Here is a 17,746-nt window from a genome sequence, read left to right on the forward strand (position 1 = left end):
CTCAGTCCCACTCCACATCATAGGCACGGACGATCTTGTCGATCTGCCCCGTATTCAGCAAGAGAGGATTGGCGCCGCGCGTCAGCATCGCCAGCTTTGCGGTCTCTTCCAGTTCCTCGATCGCATAGACCGCCGCTTCGAGATCTTTCCCGGCCACGACAGGCCCGTGGGCCGCGAGCATTACCGCACTGCGCTTCCCGGCCAAGCCCCGGATCGCGTCACCCATCGCCGGATCACCCGGCATGAAATAGGGTAAAAGCTTCACCTTGCCGAGCTTCATGATCGAATAGGCGGTCAACGGCGGCAGCATGTTGTCCGGATCGACTTCCGGCAAAAGCGACAGTGCCACGCAATGACTGCAATGCAGGTGCACCACGGCACCCGTCTTATCCGGCCGCGTTTCGTAAAAGGCGGAGTGCAGAGGCATTTCCTTGGTCGGCCTGTCGCCGCCGGCTTGCTTTCCATCTACCTCGAAGCAGGAAAGCCGCGCCGGATCGAGCCGTCCAAAGGAACTGCCCGTCGGCGTCACCAGAAGCCGCCCGTCGGAGAGGCGCGCGGAAATATTGCCCGACGAACCGGCTGTCAGACCGCGATCGTAGAGCGACTTCGCCATGACGCAGATCTCTTCCCTCAGCCGCGCTTCCTCGCTCATACGGCCTCCAGCAGTCTGAACGCATCTTCGAAGAAGGTCTCGGAACCGAAATTGCCGGATTTCAGCGCCAGCGCCACCCGCTCGCCTTCCACCTCCGCAAAGACCCATGGGACGCCAGGAGCAATTTCAGGGCCGATCGCAAGCCGGGTAATTCCGAGCGCCTGGGTGATCGCACCGGATGTCTCGCCGCCGGCAACCACGAAACGGCGGATGCCGCGCCGGAAGGCCTGTCTGGCAAGTTCGGCGAGCGCCTGTTCCACCACCTGGCTTGCCTTCTCGAGGCCCAGCGTCTCCTGCGCCTTGCGCACATCCTCAGGCTCGGCCGTGGCGAAGATCAGCTTCGGTTCTTCCGCTGAACGCTGCTGCAGCCACTCTTCCGCCGCCCCGCCCCCCTTCCCTGCCAGCGTAACCGGATCGAGCCGCAAGCTGGCGCTCCGGCCGGCATAATAGGTGACCTGCCTGCGGGTCATGGCCGAACAACTGCCGGAAAGTACAGCCTGACCACCCTTCGGTGCTTCCATTGTCGTCGTCTTAACAGGCGACGCAAGCAATCCCCGCTCGACATAAAGACGCGGCAATTGCCCTGCGATAGCACTGCCGCCCGTGACAAGCGGCATGTCGGCGGTCGCCGCGGCAATCGTCTTCAGATCCTCGTCCGACACCGCATCGGTGATGACATGCATGACGCTCTCTGACGCGAGAGCCTCCAGCCTGGCGCTCAGCGCCGCCGGCCCCTGCGCCACCACCAGCCGGTTAGCAAGGCCAACCCTGCCACGCACCTGAGGGCCAAGCAGCCGCATGAGGCTCGAATCGCGCATGGGCGTCAGCGGATGGTCTCTCATCGGGCTTTCCGACAGAAGCTGTTCGCCGACAAAGAGGTGGCCCATGAAAATGCTCCGGCCGTTTTCCGGAAAGGCGGGGCAATAGATGGTCTGCCGCGTCCCCAGTTCCTCCATCAGCATCTCGGCGACCGGCCCGATATTGCCTTCATTGGTACTGTCGAAGGTCGAGCAGTATTTCCAGAAGAAACGTGTCGCGCCGGCTTCTTTCAGCCACCGGAAGGCCTCCCGCGCCTGCTCCAGGGCGTCCTTTACGGGAATCGTCCTGCATTTCAGCGCGATGACTTCGAAAGCTGCTGCATCCGCCGTGTCCTCGGCCGGCACCCCGATCCGCAACGAAACCGGCAGTCCGCTGCGGGAAAGCAGCGCCGCGAGGTCTGTCGCGCCGGTAAAATCGTCCGCGATGCAGCCGAGGACGGTCGCCATCAGGCCTTCGCCTCCATGCCGGGTAGGATGGCACCGCTCTTCCTGGCCAGTACCTTTGCCACCGCCGCGTCGTCCTCCAGACCCAGGCCCGCTTCGGAAGCCTCCTTGAACAGTCCGAGCGCGGTTGCCGCAAGCGGTGTCACCACTCCACTCTTGCCTGCCTCCGACGTGACGATACCGAGGTCCTTGACGAAGATATTGACCGCCGAACGCGGCGTGTAATCGCCCGAGACGATATGTTCGCCGCGGTTTTCGAACATCCAGGACGACCCGGCCGAAACACGCAGCACATCGTAAAGCGTCTGCAAGTCAATGCCGGTCTTGGCGGCAAGCGTCATCGCCTCGGCCGTCGCCGCGATGTGCACGCCAGCCAGAAGCTGGTTGATCATCTTTACCTGCGATCCGATGCCGGGCCGGTCGCCCAGACGAAAGACCTTTGCGGAAACTGCATCCAGCGCCGCCTGCGCCTTTGCGAAGGCGGCATCCGAGGCAGAGCCCATGACGGTGATATCGCCCGAAAGCGCCTTCAGATGGCCGCCGGAAACCGGCGCATCGACGACCAGCATGCCCGCGGCTTCCAGCCGCTCGGCTATCGAGATGGTGGCACTCGGTGCCATGGTGGTGCAGAGCAGGAAAACAGTACCGGCACTGGCGGCATCCATCGCACCGTCTGCGCCGAAGAGAACCTCCTCGGCCTGACTGCTGTTGACGACAAAAACGAAGATCGCACCGGCTGCTTCTGCGGCCTTGGCCGGCGTGGTGCAGGCCCGGCCGCCCGCTTCCTCGAAGCGCTGCAGCACATCCGCCCGGACATCGCATCCAGCGACTGCAAAACCTGCCTTCAGAAGCGACAGGGCGGCACCCCATCCCATCGAGCCGAGGCCGATGACGGCTGCACTCCTTACGTCCTGCACGGCTTTTCCTCCCCAGGCGCCACACACCGCTGATACCGATGTTATCGATACCGGTATCGGTAACAAGCCTTATTTTTGTGATATATGTCAAGAGCCGGCAGTTTCACTTTATCCGCAATCGGCTTATGACTGTGTCGGCGCGAGCTTATATCGTTGCCTGATCGGGGATCGCTGGGGATGCGCAAATCCACTCTGGAAGAGGTCGCAGCGGCGGCCGGCGTCAGCAAGATGACCGCCTCGCGGGCACTGCGCGGCACATCGGACGTCTCCAAGGAAACGCGCGAAAAGGTGCTGCAAGCGGCCGAGCGGCTGAACTATGTCGGCAACCGCCTGGCACTATCCTTATCCTCCCAGCGCACCAATCTCGTCGCCGTCGTCGTGCCCAGCATGTCGAACATCGTATTTCCCGAGGTGCTCGCCGGTATTTCCGCCGGGCTGGAAGGCTCCGGCATGCAGGCTGTGTTCGGGATCTCCGATTACGACGCGGCCAAAGAACGCGAGATCATTCGCGATATGCTCTCCTGGCAGCCCTCGGCGATCATCGTCACCGGCCTCGACCAGCCCGAAGACACCGTGCGGATGCTGAAAAACGCTACCATTCCGATCATCCAGATCATGGATCTCGATGGCGAGCCGGTCGATTTCAACGTCGGGCTTTCGCATGGCAAGGCAGGCGAGGATATGGCGCGGGCGTTGATTGCCGCCGGCCGTCGGCGTTTCGGCTATGTCGGCAGCGCACTCGAACTGGATCTGAGGGCAGGCAAGCGAAAGGCCGGCTTTGAGCGGGTCCTCGGAAAGAGCGGTTTGGCTTTCATGCAATCCCAGATCGACGACGCCTTTTCCTCGGTCGCACTCGGCAAGCAACTGACAAGGGCCGCGCTCGCGGCCATGCCGGATCTCGACTGCCTCTATTATTCGAACGACGACATGGCGACCGGGGGGCTATTTGCCTGCATGGAACTCGGAGTCGCGGTTCCCGGCAAGATTCTGATCGCCGGCTTCAATGGGCTCGATCTTGCCAATGCCCTCCCCGTCAGGATCGCGACCTCGCGATCACCGCGGCACCTCATAGGGGAAGTGGCTGCAAAACTGGCGCGCGATGTTGTCGCAGACGGAAAAACGATCGACCGGAAGAGAATCGCGTTTACGCCCGAGATCATCGGAATAGGTCCCTTCGAAAACTCCACCGGATAGCGCTCCTCGACCTTCGCAATCAAAACGAGAGTCCAGACAATGCCCGCCAATATGATGTGGCGCATAATGCTCACTGCATACCGTTGACATTTCTTTATAGGAAACTATAAATGGGTTAACTGGTAAGACCAGTTGACCAGTGGGCGTATGGAGGAGACAGACGCCCCGGGAGGGATTTTTGATGTTTTCGGTCGTGGAGCCGCGCCGCCTTTACCGGCAGGCCGCGGAGCAGATGCGTGCGCTTATCGAACGCGGCGAATTCGCCATCGGCGATCGCCTGCCGGCCGAACGCGACCTTGCGGAGATGCTTGGCGTTTCCCGCCCGACTGTCCGCGAAGCCTTGATCGTGCTGGAAGTCGAAGGTTTTGTGACCATCCGCATGGGGTCCGGTGTCTATGTTTCCCGTCGCAATGTCCAACGCATTTCGTTACCGGCATCGGAGAATGTTGAAGGACCGTTCGAGCTGTTGCGGGCCCGATCGCTTGTCGAATGCGCCATCGTCGAGGAAGCGGCGCGGCTGGCCCGGCCTGACCACATTGCCGCGCTCGACAAGAACCTGGCCGCCATGGCCACGGCGCTGGACGATAGGCCGGAAGCCCTCAGCCTCGACCGCGCCTTTCACACCACTGTCGCCGGGATCGTTGCGAACGCAACTCTTGAGCGCTTCGTCGGCGAACTGCACGACCTCAGGCTCACGCCCTATTTCGAGAAGCTCGCCGGCTATTTCGAGAACCGGCACACTTGGCATAGTGCGCTCGAAGAGCATCGGGCTATCCGAGACGCGGTCGCCGCCGGTAATCCGACGGGTGCGCGCAATGCCATGCGCGTCCATCTGGAACTGGCGCAGCGACGACTTTCCGAAAGCTTCGGAGAAGAGGCCGAGAAGCTTTCGTTCGATGAGCGAAAGCCTGCGGTCGTGCCGTGAAACCCGGCATTGTTGGACTTCAACTGGGAGGATGAAGATATGAAACTCAAGTTCACTGCAATTCTCGGCGCAACCGCCGCCATCCTGGCATCGGCTTTCGCCGCACAGGCGCAGACGGCGTTGAAATGGGCGCATGTCTACGAAACATCCGAGCCTTTCCACACCGAGTCGGTCTGGGCGGCGCAGGAAATCGGCAAACGCACCAACGGCCGCTACAAGATCGACGTATTCCCGGCCTCGCAGCTCGGCAAGGAAGCGGATATCAACCAGGGTCTCAAGCTCGGCACGGTCGATATGATCATTTCCGGGTCCAGCTTCGCGGCCCGTGAATATCCGCCGATCGGCGTCACCTATTTTCCCTATATCTTCCGCAGTCCGAGCCATCTGATCGCCTACACCAAGAGCGACGTCTTCAAGCGTCTTGCCAAGGGTTATGAAGATGCCTCCGGCAACCACATCACGGCGGTCACCTATTACGGCACGCGCCACACGACGGCCAACAAGCCGATCGCCAAATGCGCCGACATGAAGGGTCTGAAGATTCGCGTCCCGGACGTTCCGGCATATCTTGCCATGCCGCGCGCCTGCGGCGCCAACACGACGCCGATCGCTTTCGCGGAAGTCTATCTGGCACTGCAGAACGGTACCGTCGAAGCCCAGGAAAACCCGCTGACGACGATCGAGGCGAAGAAGTTCTACGAGGTCCAGAAGAATATCATTCTTTCCGGCCATATCGTCGACCACCTGAACACGGTCATTTCCAAGAGCCTGTGGTCGAAGCTATCGGACGAAGACAAGAAGATTTTCTCCGAAGTGATGGCGGAAGCTGCCGAACGCGGCACCAAGATCATCGAGCAGCGCGAGAACGAACTGGTCGCCAAGTTCAAGGGCATGGGCCTTTCCGTCGCCGAGGTCGACAAAGCCGATTTCGAAAAGACCGTAATGGAAAAGGTGAAGATGGAAGACTTCGGCTACAAGAAAGCCGACTGGGAAGCCATCCGCGCCATCAAGTGACCTGAAGCGATACTTGCCGGTCTCCTTCACGGGAGGCCGGCCATCGTTGCCCAACCTTGCCCGCATTTTGCCGGAAGGCCGATCATGTCGAAAGAAATCCATACGCAGATCACGCCGGAGGAAATCGCCCATTCCTTCGAAGATACGGCGCCGACCGCGCACGTGGCCGATTATGCCATCGAGGACTGGCTGACCCTCATCATCTTCTGGGTGATGACGGGCTGCGTCTTCCTGCAGTTCTTCACGCGCTACGTCATGAACGATTCCTATGCCTGGACCGAGGAGATCGCCATCAACTGCCTGATCGGCGTAGTCTTCCTGGGCTCGGTCATGTGCGTGCGCATTTCCCGGCACATCCAGGTCGACGTGCTCTATCACTATCTCCCGGCCGGTCTGGCCCGCGCACTGTCCACCTTCGTCGATCTCGTTCGCGTCGCCTTCTTCACCTATGCCTGCTGGCTGATGTGGCGTTACGTGGAGATCGTCGCCCATGAGCGCATGGTGACGGTCGATCTGCCGCGCAACATCGTCTTCTACAGCGTGATGCTGGCCTTTGGCCTCATGCTCATCCGTTCCATCCAGGTCTTCGTCGGCAATCTGCGCCGCGGTTACTCCGTTCTCGAGCGGCCTGAAATGTTCCAGAAAATCGAGGACTGATCGCGATGTTGCTGCTTGTCGGTTCGTTTCTTGTCCTGATGCTCGTCGGCGTGCCGGTCGCCGTCTCCATGGCGGTCGCCTCGGTACTTTACCTTGTCCTCTACGGCGTCGCGCCCGATATCATCGCCGCCCAGCGGATGATCGCCGGCGTCGAGAGTTTTCCATTGCTGGCGGTTCCCTTCTTCATTCTGGCCGGCAACCTGATGAATTCCGCCGGCGTCACCGGCCGCATCTATTCCTTCGCCGTCGCCTTGGTCGGCTGGATGAAAGGCGGCCTTGCGCAGGTCAACATCATAGGCTCGGTGATCTTTTCCGGAATGTCCGGCACGGCGCTCGCCGATGCTGCCGGCATCGGCACGATCGAGATCAAGGCGATGAAGGACCATGGCTATCCGGTGGAGGCTGCCGTCGGCGTCACCGCTGCCTCCGCCACGCTTGGACCGATTTTCCCGCCGTCGCTCCCCTTCGTCATCTACGGCATGATGGCGAACGTCTCGATCGGCGCGCTGTTCATGGCAGGCATCCTGCCGGGAGTGGTCATGACGCTCCTCATGATGGTGACCGTCGCCATCTTCGCCTATGTCAAGGGCTGGGGCTCCGACACGCCGTTCAAGATGAAGCAACTGATGTCCGCCTCGCTTGAGATTGTCGTCGTCTTCGCGGTGCCGCTGCTGATCTGGTTGCTGATGGAAGCCGGCCTTTCCATGAACCTCGCCGCCGGCATCGCGCTCGTCGTGCTGCTCGCGCTCGACTGGTACTTCAACTTCTCGGCCGTGATGGCGCTGATGACGCCGGTCATCCTGATCGGCGGAATGACCATGGGCTGGTTCACGCCCACCGAAGCGGCGGTCGCCGCCGTGCTCTGGTCGCTCTTCCTCGGCCTCGTACGTTATCGCACAATGACCATGTCGACGCTGGCGCGCGCAACCTTTGATACGATCGAGACGACCGCTTCGGTTCTCTTCATTGTCACCGCTGCCTCGATCTTCGCCTGGCTGCTGACGGTGAGCCAGGCGGCACAGCTTCTGTCGGATGCTATCCTGTCGATCACCGACAACAAATGGGTGTTCCTGATCCTCGTGAACCTGCTGATGCTCTTTGTCGGCTGCTTCCTGGACACGATCGCCGCCATCACCATCCTCGTGCCGATCCTGCTGCCGATCGTCGCCAAGTTCGGCATCGATCCGGTGCATTTCGGGCTGATCATGACGCTGAACCTGATGATCGGGCTCTTGCATCCGCCGCTCGGCATGGTGCTCTTCGTGCTCTCGCGCGTCGCCAGGCTCTCGGTCGAACGCACTACGATGGCGATCCTGCCCTGGCTGGTGCCGCTGTTCATCGCGCTGATCCTGATCACCTTCATTCCGGCGGTCACGCTATGGCTGCCGACGGAACTCGGCCTCATCCGGCCGAAGTGAGGATTGATCGGTGCAAACGCGCTTGGCGAGGCTTTACGGCCAAAAGGATCTGAAGGTCGAAGAGGGGACGGTCGCGGCCCCTCGCGAAGGCGAAGTCCTGCTGAAGATGGCCGCCGCCGGCATCTGCGGCTCGGACCTCCATTATTATCAGGATGGCGGCTTCGGCCCTATCCGGGTGCGCGAGCCGATCATACCCGGCCATGAGGCGGCGGGGCATGTCGAGATGCTCGGCCCCGGAGTATCAGGACTGGCCATCGGCCAGCTGGTAGCCGTCAATCCGAGCCGGCCCTGCGGCAAATGCCGCTTCTGCCGGGAAGGGCTGGCCATCCACTGCCTCGACATGCAGTTCATGGGCAGCGCGATGCGGCTTCCGCATGCGCAAGGCATGTTCCGCGATTACCTCGTCGTGCCTGCCACCCAGTGCCTGCCGGCCGGCGATACCGTTGGGGCGGGCGAAGCAGCTTGCTCGGAACCGCTCGCCGTCTGCCTGCACGCTATCGCAAGGGCAGGTGATCTGGGCGGCAAACGGATGTTGGTCACCGGAGCAGGCCCGATCGGTGTGCTGGTCGTCGCCGCTGCTCGTCATGCCGGCGCCGCGGAGATCGTCGTCACCGATCTCACCGATGCCGCACTGGAACGTGCCACGGCCATGGGCGCCAGCCGCACGATCAACATGGCGAAGGATGCCGGGGCCTTCGCCGTATTCGAAGCTGAGAAGGGCCAGTTCGATATCGCCTTCGAATGCTCCGCGGCGGCGCCCGCAATCCGCAACGCCATCGCGGCGGTGAGGCCGCGCGGCATGATCGTGCAGGTGGGCGTCAGCGGTGACATAACCGTGCCGCTCAACGCCCTGGTCGGCAAGGAACTCCATTGGATCGGCTCGCAACGGTTCGACCGGGAGTTCGCAGAAGCCGTCAGACTGATCTCGTCGCGGGCCATCGACGTGCGGCCGATCATCTCTCACACATTCCCGATCACCGAAGCGGCTGAAGCTTTCGAACGCGCCGGCGATCGCGCCATCGCCTGCAAGGTTCAGCTGACGTTCCTGACCTGAGATTTCCCGGAAGGACATATCGATGAGACATACATGGCGCTGGTTTGGCCCAATCGACAAGGTGAGCGTGCAAGATGCCGCCCAGGCGGGCGCCCATGGCATCGTCAGCGCACTGCATCACATCCCGACCGGCGAAGTCTGGCCGGTCGCGGAAATCGCCAAGCGGCATCAGGAGATCAAGGTGGGCGGGCTCGTCTGGGACGTAGTCGAGAGCGTACCGGTTTCCGAAAGCATCAAGACCCAGACCGGCGATTGGCGCGCCCATACCGCCAACTGGCAGGAGACACTCCGCCGGCTTTCGGGCTCGGGCATCCGCACCGTCTGCTATAATTTCATGCCGGTTCTGGACTGGACGCGGACCGACCTCCGCTGGACGGCCCGTCATGGCGCAAAGGCGATGCGCTTCGACCTGACTGATTTCGTCGCTTTCGACCTGCATCTCCTGAAGCGGCCAGGCGCGACTGAGGATTATGACGAGCAGATCCGCGACAAGGCTGCCAAACGCTTTGCCGATATGAACGAGGAACGGCGGACGGCGCTGTCGAAGAATATCGGCGCGGGGCTGCCCGGCTCGGCCGATGGTTACACGCTGCCGCAATTGCTCGAACTGCTGAAGACTTATTCCGGCATCAGTCGCGAGCGGCTGCAGCAGAACCTCGTCGATTTTCTTTCGGAGGTGACGCCGGTGGCGGAGAAGGTCGGCATCAACATCTGTGCCCATCCCGACGATCCGCCATGGCCACTGCTCGGCCTGCCGCGCATCCTCTCTACCGAAGAGGATTATTTGCACATGCTGAACCAGGTCGACAGCCCAGCAAACGGTGTCACCTTCTGCACCGGTTCGCTCGGCGCCCGCGCCGCAAACGATCTGCCGGCCATGGCCCGCCGCCTTGCACCCCGCATCCACTTCATCCATCTGCGCAACGTCCGTCGCGAGGAGGAAGGCACACCCTGTTCCTTTTTCGAGGACGAACACTTGGAAGGCGACACCGACATGGTGGCGGTTATTGCGGAACTACTGGCCGAGGAGCGCCGCCGCCAAGCGGAAGGCCGTGCCGACCACCAGATTCCCATGCGGCCGGACCATGGACAGGAAATCCTCGATGATCTGAAACGTAGCGCCCAGCCCGGTTATCCGGCTATCGGCCGCCTCAAGGGGCTTGCCGAGCTGCGCGGCATCGAGCGCGCGCTGTCTCATAAGACATTCGGCATCGGCGCCGGCCAGTAGGCCGGAAGAGGAAAAGCGACTTGCCTACCTGAAGCAGGAAATGACCCACCGGTAGCTCGCCTTGCGAGCCGACCAACCCTATGAAGAGGCCCGATCAGACTTTGAACAGGCTCTTGAATTGAGACGGCTGGCAGCGGAGATATTGCGGTGCCGGGCTCACCTGGGCGCCGAGTTCCGCAGCGGCATGCCACGGCCAGCGCGGATCATAGAGTATGGTGCGAGCGATAGCGACAATGTCCGCGTCACCCGTAGAGACGATCGCTTCGGCCTGCGTCGGCTCGGTGATCAAGCCGACGGCTACGACCGGCATCTTCATTGCGGCCTTGACGGCACGCGCGAGCGGTACTTGGTAGCTCGGGCCGAGCGGGACCTTCTGTCCCATGTGCAGTCCGCCGCTCGACACGTGGATCGCATCGCAGCCCCTCTCATCCAGCATCTGCGCGAACGCGACTGTCTGGTCGACGTCCCATCCGCCTTCAACCCAATCGGTTCCCGATACGCGCACCGTTACCGGCTTTTCGGACGGAAAAGCCTGACGCACCGCGTCGAACACTTCCAGCGGGAAGCGTAGGCGGTTTTCCAGGGAGCCGCCGTATTCGTCGGTGCGCCGGTTGGAAAGCGGCGACAGAAACTGGTGCAGCAGATAACCATGCGCCGCATGGATCTGGATCGCATCGAGCCCGATGCGGGCCGACCGCACGGCGGAAGCGGCGAAAGCATCGCGGATCCGCTTCAAACCGTCCTTGTCGAGCGCGGTCGGCGCGACGTATTTCGGGTTGAACGGGATCGCCGAAGCGGAAACGGTCTGCCAGCCGTTCCGGTGATCCGGCGCGATCTGGCCGCCGCCGAGCCAGGGCTTGTCGGTCGAGGCCTTGCGGCCTGCATGGGCGAGCTGCACGGAGATCGGCATATCCGACCATTTGCGGATGCTTTCAAGCACGCGTGCCATCGCCTTCTCGCTGGCCTCGTCATAAAGCCCGACATCGGCATAGGTGATACGGCCGTCCGGCGTGACACCGGTCGCCTCGATCGTCAGCAGAGCGGCACCGGAAAGGGCAAGCTGGCCGAGATGGATGAGGTGCCAGTCGGTCATGCAGCCGTCCTCGGCCGAGTACTGGCACATGGGCGCGATGACGATACGGTTCTGGAGATCGAGATTGCGAACACTGATGGGCGTGAAGAGGGCGGGCTGGGCCATGGCGGATTCCTTGTGAAGCGACCTGTGGCGCGCCAGATGGGAGGATGGGTACGCTGGGATCGGTTTTCCGCTTTGTGGCAAATCACGTCCCGCGCTTCAAGTCACGCTGAGGAGAGCTCCCTACCAAACGACCGGATGCGTCTGGCCGGTCAGCACGTTGACGAAACCTTGCGGCGCGCGCTCGGACGGCGCGACGAGCACCCAGCGCCAAGGCGAACAGGTCAATGTCGCAAAAGACAGCCGCTCCGGAAAGCCGGGCCACCAGCGCGGCGAAAAGGTCGGCTCGTACATCCAGTCGATCGTCTCGCCTGCCCTGTAGAGCGCCTGCATTTCAGCATCCAACTCTTCCGCCGGCCGCGCCGTCATCAGGCCGCCCACCTCGTAGTGGACGCGGGCGAGCACCTTGCCGCCCGACACCAAAACCCAACCGCCCTGCTGCGCCCTCAGTTCGTTGGCGACTATAGCCATCGCCTCGTCCGAGGAGCCGACGACCCAGATGTTGTGCTTATCATGGCCGAGCGTCGAGCCCAGCGCGGTATCCGGCGTACGTGGCCCGGTGCCGAGCCAGAACATTTTCGAAACTTTCGCCGCGCCCGAGAAGCGATCGACGATCGAGAACTTCGTGACGTTGCGGTCGTGGTCACGCTGCACGGCCCCATCCTTGACCGGCAGTTCCATGGTGACGAAATCGTCCGACCAATGGAAGGGACGGAGCAGAGCAGCATTGACGGTAGCGCGGCCGGCCGGCGCCTCGATACGGAAATCGGCGGCGGTGACCTCTCGGTCGATCGTCACCGTCTGCGTCGCCCAATCCGGCCAATCGATCCTCGGCAAATGACCGGTGAAGCGCTTGCCTTTCGAAACCGGTCGGCCGTCGGCCCAGACTTTGGATATCGACAGCTTCTCGACATCGTCCAGCAGCACAATATCGGCAAAGCGGCCTGGCGCGATCGAACCCACCCACGGCGTCAGCCGCATATGCCGCGCCGGGTTGAGCGTGACGCACTGAATGGCGATTTCCGGCGCAAGGCCGTTTTCGATGGCAAGGCGGACATTATAGTCCGTTGCACCCATCTTCAGCGTGTCGGAGGCGCTGCGGTCGTCGGTGACAAGGGCGATCTGCGACCAGTCGGCCAAATTCTTCTCGACCAGACCACGGATGACTTCCGGCAGCGAATGCGGCCGCAGTTCGATGAACAGGCCGTGCTGCAGCTTTTGCCAGATCTCCTCCAAGAACCAGCCTTCGTGATCGGACGCCAGGCCGGCGGCGGCAAAGGCGTTGATCGACGGCAGGTCGCGCAGGCCGGCGCCATGGCCTTCCACCACGCCACGCTGTTCAAAGGTCGCGCCGATCATACCCCAGAGGCGGTCGTAGGAGGGATTGGAAGGATCGGTAATCGAGGGCCAGTCCATGACCTCGTCGAGGCCGGCGACCATCAGGCTTTCGGACAGGAACCGTTTCTGCTCGTCATAGTCGAAATGGCCGCCGCCCCATTCATAGGCCGTCGGCGGGACGGCCGAGCCCGGCAGCGGAAAGATCTTCATCGGCGAGCCGGCATGGCGGGCTGTCAGCCAGAACTCGAGATTCTTCGCGCCATTGACGTTGGAGAATTCGTGGCTCGCCTCGCAAACCCAGGTGACGCCGCACGGCATGACCAGCGCCGCCTCGAATTCCGGCGTCAGATGCGAGCTTTCGATATGTTTGTGCGCTTCGCCGAAACCCGGGACGGCGGCAAGGGCCGGCTCGTGAACACGCTCGACCACTTCGCCCTGATAACCGCCGGCCGGGCCGACATAGGCGATGCGGCGGCCCTTAATGACGATTTCCTGGTCTTCGAGCCAGGTGCGGCTGTGGACATCCAGCAGCCTGCCGACCCTGAGCAGCCGATCGGCCGGGCGTTTTCCCAGCGCCGTCAGAACGAGATCCTGGCGGATGCGCACTTCGTTGCCGGCATTGATCAGAAGGTCGTCTGGCAGGATGTCGGGCAAGATTGCCATGGTATGCTTTCGGATGTCTCGGATGGCCGGAACCTAGAGGCCGGCGCACCGTCTGTAAAGCAACCGCATCTCCTGTTCAAAATCGCGAATGCCCAATTATTGAGCTTGCGGGCGAATGGTTCAAAAAATAGTATCCCCTTAATTCCGGGGGGACGCCCGGAGCAGGATCAACGCCGCTCTTTCACAAAGGACAAGGCTCATGAAGGCCGCTCGCTTCATCCAAATGGCAACTGTCATCTCTCTCGCAACCCTCGGCGGCGCGGCGACGGCCAGCGCCCAGTCGAAGACCTTCACCATATCCTGGTGGGGGTACAACGGCGAGAAGATGAACGCCAACATCATCGAGCCGTTCAAGAAAATCTGCGATTGCAACATCGTCTTCGAGACCGGCAACAATGCCGACCGCCTCAACAAGCTGAAGCTGCGGGACGGCAAGGGCGTCGATGTCATTTACCTCTCCGACAGCTTCTCGCAGCAGGGCATCGAACAGGGAATGTTCAAGGAGATCGACCAGTCGAAGATCCCGAATCTCAAGGAAATTTACGAGCTTGGCCGCGCGCCGCAGGGCAAGTACGGCCCGGCGTACACGATCGGCCGTGTCGGCCTCGTTTATGACAGCGCCAAGGTCAACCCGCCGATCACTTCGTGGAACGACCTGTGGCGCCCGGACCTGAAGAGCGCCGTCTCGCTGCCGGGTATCACCACCACGGCGGGCCCGATGGCGGTCATCCAGGCCGGCAAGCATGCCGGCGTCGATCCCTATGCGGATACGGAAAAGACCTTCAAGGCCGTCGAGGCGCTGAAGTCGAACGTCGTCAAGAACTACAATACCGGTTCCGAACTGGTGAACCTGATATCGACCGGCGAAGTGCGCGTCGCTATGGCACAGGATTTCACGCTCGCTTCGATGCAGGCGGCCGTCAAGACCATGACCTGGGCCAAGCTCAAGGAAGGCGATATCGCTACGGTCAACACCATCAACATTTCCAAGGGCTCCGAAAACGTCGACCTCGCCTACAAGTTCATCGATTTCATCCTGTCGAAGGACGTGCAGCAGAAGGAAGCCGAGCAGGGCGTCGATGCGCCGATCAATACCAAGGTGCAGCTCACGCCTGACCAGGCGAAGATCTGGACCTATGGCGCCGAACAGGTTGGAAGCCTGAGCCTCATCAGCTACTCGAAGATGAATGCTGCAAAGACCGAATGGATTGATCAGTGGAATGAGGTATTTGGGAAGTAAGCATATTTAAAGGGACCGTGACGGTGCTACAAACTTAACCCTCCCCCTTGTGGGGAGGGCGGCTGGCAGACGGGAGGGTTTTCACTCGGAGTGAAGTCCCCCAACCCCTCCCTACAGGGGGGAGGGGCTTAACTTGCCGCACCGCGAATGCCTTCGAAAGAAAAAATCCAATGACCAAACTCGCCAAATGGGGCCTGCCGCTACCTGCGACGATCGCCGTCGTCGTGTTGCTGATCATCCCCGTGGCCCTCACCATCGCCACGACGTTCGGCGAGGCGAAGGGGGCGTTTTCCACGTATGCGGCCTTCTTCAACAGCGGTTTCCGGCGTGCGGTGCTCTTTCGCACACTAGAGGTCGCATTGATCACGACGGCGCTCTCGCTCGTCATCGGTTTCGTCACCGCCTATGTGATCGCCCAGATGCCGGGGCGGCTGAAGAGCATCATGATCATCGCGGCAGTCTTTCCGCTGCTCACCGGTGTCGTCGTCCGCTCCTTCGCCTGGCTAATCATTCTCGGCAAGAACGGTATTGTCAACGATACGCTGATGTCGATCGGCCTGATCACAGAGCCGCTCTCCATGCTCTATACAGAAGGTTCAGTCATCGTCGCCATGGTCTATCTCTTCGTGCCGCTGATGATCCTGACGCTGACCGGGGTGCTTGAAGGCATCCCGCGCGATCTGACCGAGGCCTCCGCCTCGCTTGGCGCAAAACCGATCCCGACCTTCCTGCAGGTGATTCTGCCGCTCGCCACGCCCGGCCTCATTGTCGGCGCGGTTCTGGTCTTCACCGGCAGTTTCACCTCCTACGCTACGCCGCAACTGCTTGGCGGCGAAAAGCAGATGATGATGGGCACATTCCTCTATCAGCGCGCCATGGTGACCTTCGACTGGGTCGGCGCCTCCACCGTTGCGGCGATCATGGTGGTCATCACCATCGCCATCGTCTCCATCATGAGCCGGATCGCCCGTCGGCTGAATCCGATGGCGGTGTGACATGCCGACACGCGTTCATCCTCTCCTCGGCGCGTTTGCCGCCCTCGTCTTCCTCTTCTTGCTCGCGCCCCTCGTCATCATCGTCGGCGCGTCGCTCAGCGATACGACCTACCTCACCTTCCCGCCGCAGGGTTTAAGCCTGCGGTGGTTCGCCAACATCTTCCAGATCGAGGCCTTCCGCCGCACCGCGATCACCAGTCTGCAGGTCGCTTTCCTCGGGACCGCGCTGTCGCTCTTGATCGGCGTTCCGGCTGCCTATGCGCTGAACCGCTACCGGGTGGAGCTGCCGCGCTGGCTTTCGACCCTCTTCGTACTGCCGATCCTGGTGCCGGAAATCGTCTTCGGTTTCTCACTCCTGAAATCGATCACCATCGGTTCCGGCCTTCCGGTCTTCCCCAGTCTCATCCTCGGTCATGCGCTGCTGGTGCTGCCCTATTCGGTGCGCGTCGTCGGCGCGAGCCTCGCCTCCTTCGATTTCTCGATCGAGGAGGCCGCAATGAGCCTCGGCTGCCCGCCGCTCAGGACCTTCCTGACCGTGGTACTTCCGAACATTCAGGCCGGCGTCATCGCCGCCTTCATCCTCGCTTTCATCACATCGATCAACGACGTGTCGGTTTCGGTCTTCCTGACGGGACCAGGCATTTCCACTCTGCCTATCCAGATTCTGGCCCATATGGAACAGTTCTTCGACCCGACGATCGCCTCCGTTTCCGTGCTCCTGATGCTGGTTACCGTCGGCGTCATGGCCATCATCGAGGCAACGCTCGGCCTCACATTTCTTACCAAATAGGCTTGGCCAAGTAGGTTTACCGTGACTGCATCCCTGACCATCGAAAACCTCTCGGCCCACTACGGCACCACCCAGGTGCTGAAGGATTTGTCGCTGTCGGTTGCCGCCGGCGAACTCGTCTCGCTGCTTGGCTCCAGCGGCTGCGGCAAGACGACCACGTTGCGTATTGTCGCGGGCTTTCTACAACCGACCAGCGGCAAGGTGCGGCTCGGCGACCGCAATCTCACCACGCTGCCCGCCCATGCCCGCGATATCGGCCTCGTCTTCCAGAACTATGCACTTTTCCCGCATCTGACGGTGCTGGATAACGTCGCTTTCGGTCTCAAGCAACGGGGCGTCGCCAAGCCGGACCGCATAAAACGGGCCATGGCCATGCTGGAGCGCGTCGGCCTCGCTCCCTTCGCCGATCGCCTGCCGGTAGCCCTTTCAGGCGGCCAAAAGCAGCGCGTCGCGCTTGCCCGCGCACTCGTCATCGAACCGCCGCTCCTGATGTTCGACGAGCCGCTTTCGAACCTCGATGCGAAGCTCCGGATCGACATGCGCGTCGAAATCCGCCAATTGCAGCGTGCCAACGGCACGACGTCGCTCTATGTCACCCACGATCAGGAGGAGGCATTTTCGATCTCGGACCGCGTCGCGATCATGAATGCCGGCCGCATCCTGCAGCTCGATACGCCGGAAGTGCTCTACCGCAAACCAGCCAACGCCTTCGTCGCCCGTTTCGTCGGTTTCGAAAATCTGATCCGCATGAAGGTGATCGGCAGAGATGGTGCCACGGTGATCGCCGAAGCCGCCGGCGGCACCAGGCTGCATCTGTCGCAGGACGCGTTCGGATCGATCAAGGATGATTTCGTCCTTGCCACGCGGGCGGATGGCCTTGTTGTTCGTCGCGATGGCGAGGGCATTCCGGCGACACTCGGCACCCGCACCTATCTCGGCCGCGCCTACCAGTATAAATGCCAGGCGGCAGCGGGCGAGATTACCGCCAATGGCCCCCTTTTCGATCCTCCGGAAGCCGGTGCCCAGGCGGTATTGACGCCGGTTTCGGAACAGTGCTGCATCCTTGATCCGGAAGATTGACGGCCGATCAACGAGATTCGCCGACCTGCCCGCGCAATGTGCCATAGATGTTGCCTGCGGCAATGACCATCGGTGCACTCAAAGCCAACGCTATCCCGACAAAATCTGCGTCTAATTCCGCCAA

The 17,746-nt window shown here is 61.7% G+C and carries 16 protein-coding genes; 11 read left to right on the forward strand and 5 right to left on the reverse strand.

Annotation, left to right across the window (positions count from 1 at the left end):
- Position 1: 1 nt before the first annotated feature.
- The 3 genes from otnC to ltnD are packed head-to-tail and all read right to left on the reverse strand — an operon-like array spanning position 2 to position 2,831.
- Positions 2-652: a 3-oxo-tetronate 4-phosphate decarboxylase gene (otnC, locus tag DMO26_RS22585; RefSeq protein WP_117194411.1), complete on the reverse strand. Its 651-nt coding sequence runs from the start codon at positions 650-652 to the stop codon at positions 2-4.
- The gene (gene otnK, locus DMO26_RS22590; protein WP_117194412.1) at positions 649-1,917 is read right to left on the reverse strand and encodes a 3-oxo-tetronate kinase; all 1,269 of its coding nucleotides are present in this window, start codon (positions 1,915-1,917) and stop codon (positions 649-651) included. The genes otnC and otnK overlap by 4 nt, the downstream gene beginning before the upstream one ends.
- Positions 1,917-2,831, reverse strand: coding sequence for an L-threonate dehydrogenase (gene ltnD / locus DMO26_RS22595; RefSeq protein ID WP_117194413.1), 915 nt, complete (start codon positions 2,829-2,831; stop codon positions 1,917-1,919). Before ltnD ends, otnK begins: the two co-directional genes overlap by 1 nt.
- 177 nt (positions 2,832-3,008) lie before the next feature.
- Here ltnD and DMO26_RS22600 point away from each other — a divergent pair, with 177 nt between their 5' ends.
- From DMO26_RS22600 to uxuA, 7 genes are all read left to right on the forward strand, one after another.
- Positions 3,009-4,025 carry a LacI family DNA-binding transcriptional regulator gene (locus DMO26_RS22600; protein ID WP_117194414.1) on the forward strand — a complete coding sequence of 339 codons (1,017 nt, stop codon included), beginning with the start codon at positions 3,009-3,011 and terminating at the stop codon, positions 4,023-4,025.
- A 181-nt stretch (positions 4,026-4,206) separates the two neighbouring features.
- Positions 4,207-4,950 (forward strand): FadR/GntR family transcriptional regulator, encoded by a 744-nt coding sequence (locus DMO26_RS22605; RefSeq protein WP_117194415.1) that lies wholly within the window; start codon positions 4,207-4,209, stop codon positions 4,948-4,950.
- A 39-nt stretch (positions 4,951-4,989) separates the two neighbouring features.
- Positions 4,990-5,964, forward strand: coding sequence for a sialic acid TRAP transporter substrate-binding protein SiaP (locus tag DMO26_RS22610; protein WP_117194416.1), 975 nt, complete (start codon positions 4,990-4,992; stop codon positions 5,962-5,964).
- Positions 5,965-6,048: 84 nt separating this feature from the next.
- On the forward strand, positions 6,049-6,621 hold the full coding sequence (locus tag DMO26_RS22615) for a TRAP transporter small permease (protein WP_117194417.1): 573 nt from the start codon (positions 6,049-6,051) through the stop codon (positions 6,619-6,621).
- Positions 6,622-6,626: 5 nt separating this feature from the next.
- A complete protein-coding gene (locus DMO26_RS22620; RefSeq protein WP_117194418.1) occupies positions 6,627-8,039 on the forward strand; it encodes a TRAP transporter large permease in 1,413 nt (470 codons plus the stop codon).
- 10 nt (positions 8,040-8,049) lie between these two features.
- Positions 8,050-9,093 carry an L-idonate 5-dehydrogenase gene (locus tag DMO26_RS22625; RefSeq protein ID WP_117194419.1) on the forward strand — a complete coding sequence of 348 codons (1,044 nt, stop codon included), beginning with the start codon at positions 8,050-8,052 and terminating at the stop codon, positions 9,091-9,093.
- A 22-nt stretch (positions 9,094-9,115) separates the two neighbouring features.
- The gene (gene uxuA, locus DMO26_RS22630) at positions 9,116-10,321 is read left to right on the forward strand and encodes a mannonate dehydratase (RefSeq protein WP_117194420.1); all 1,206 of its coding nucleotides are present in this window, start codon (positions 9,116-9,118) and stop codon (positions 10,319-10,321) included.
- A gap of 94 nt (positions 10,322-10,415) precedes the next feature.
- Here the strand turns inward: uxuA and DMO26_RS22635 are convergent, their stop codons facing one another.
- Both DMO26_RS22635 and DMO26_RS22640 read right to left on the reverse strand, forming a co-directional pair.
- Positions 10,416-11,519: an NADH:flavin oxidoreductase/NADH oxidase gene (locus DMO26_RS22635; protein ID WP_117194421.1), complete on the reverse strand. Its 1,104-nt coding sequence runs from the start codon at positions 11,517-11,519 to the stop codon at positions 10,416-10,418.
- Between the two features lie 120 nt (positions 11,520-11,639).
- On the reverse strand, positions 11,640-13,517 hold the full coding sequence (locus DMO26_RS22640) for an adenine deaminase (protein ID WP_117194422.1): 1,878 nt from the start codon (positions 13,515-13,517) through the stop codon (positions 11,640-11,642).
- Between the two features lie 199 nt (positions 13,518-13,716).
- On the opposite strand from DMO26_RS22640, the gene DMO26_RS22645 reads away from it, so the two are divergent.
- The 4 genes from DMO26_RS22645 (at position 13,717) to DMO26_RS22660 (ending at position 17,622) form a co-directional block, all read left to right on the forward strand.
- Positions 13,717-14,757, forward strand: a complete 1,041-nt coding sequence (locus DMO26_RS22645; RefSeq protein ID WP_117194423.1) for an ABC transporter substrate-binding protein — start codon at positions 13,717-13,719, stop codon at positions 14,755-14,757.
- Between the two features lie 170 nt (positions 14,758-14,927).
- Positions 14,928-15,752, forward strand: coding sequence for an ABC transporter permease (locus DMO26_RS22650; RefSeq protein WP_117194424.1), 825 nt, complete (start codon positions 14,928-14,930; stop codon positions 15,750-15,752).
- Position 15,753: 1 nt separating this feature from the next.
- Complete coding sequence (locus tag DMO26_RS22655; RefSeq protein WP_117194425.1) at positions 15,754-16,542, forward strand: ABC transporter permease; 789 nt, start codon at positions 15,754-15,756, stop codon at positions 16,540-16,542.
- 21 nt (positions 16,543-16,563) lie between these two features.
- Complete coding sequence (locus DMO26_RS22660) at positions 16,564-17,622, forward strand: ABC transporter ATP-binding protein (RefSeq protein WP_117194426.1); 1,059 nt, start codon at positions 16,564-16,566, stop codon at positions 17,620-17,622.
- Positions 17,623-17,746 lie beyond the last annotated feature (124 nt).

The sequence above is a fragment of the Rhizobium terrae genome, assembly GCF_003425685.1.
Lineage (GTDB): Bacteria > Pseudomonadota > Alphaproteobacteria > Rhizobiales > Rhizobiaceae > Neorhizobium > Neorhizobium terrae.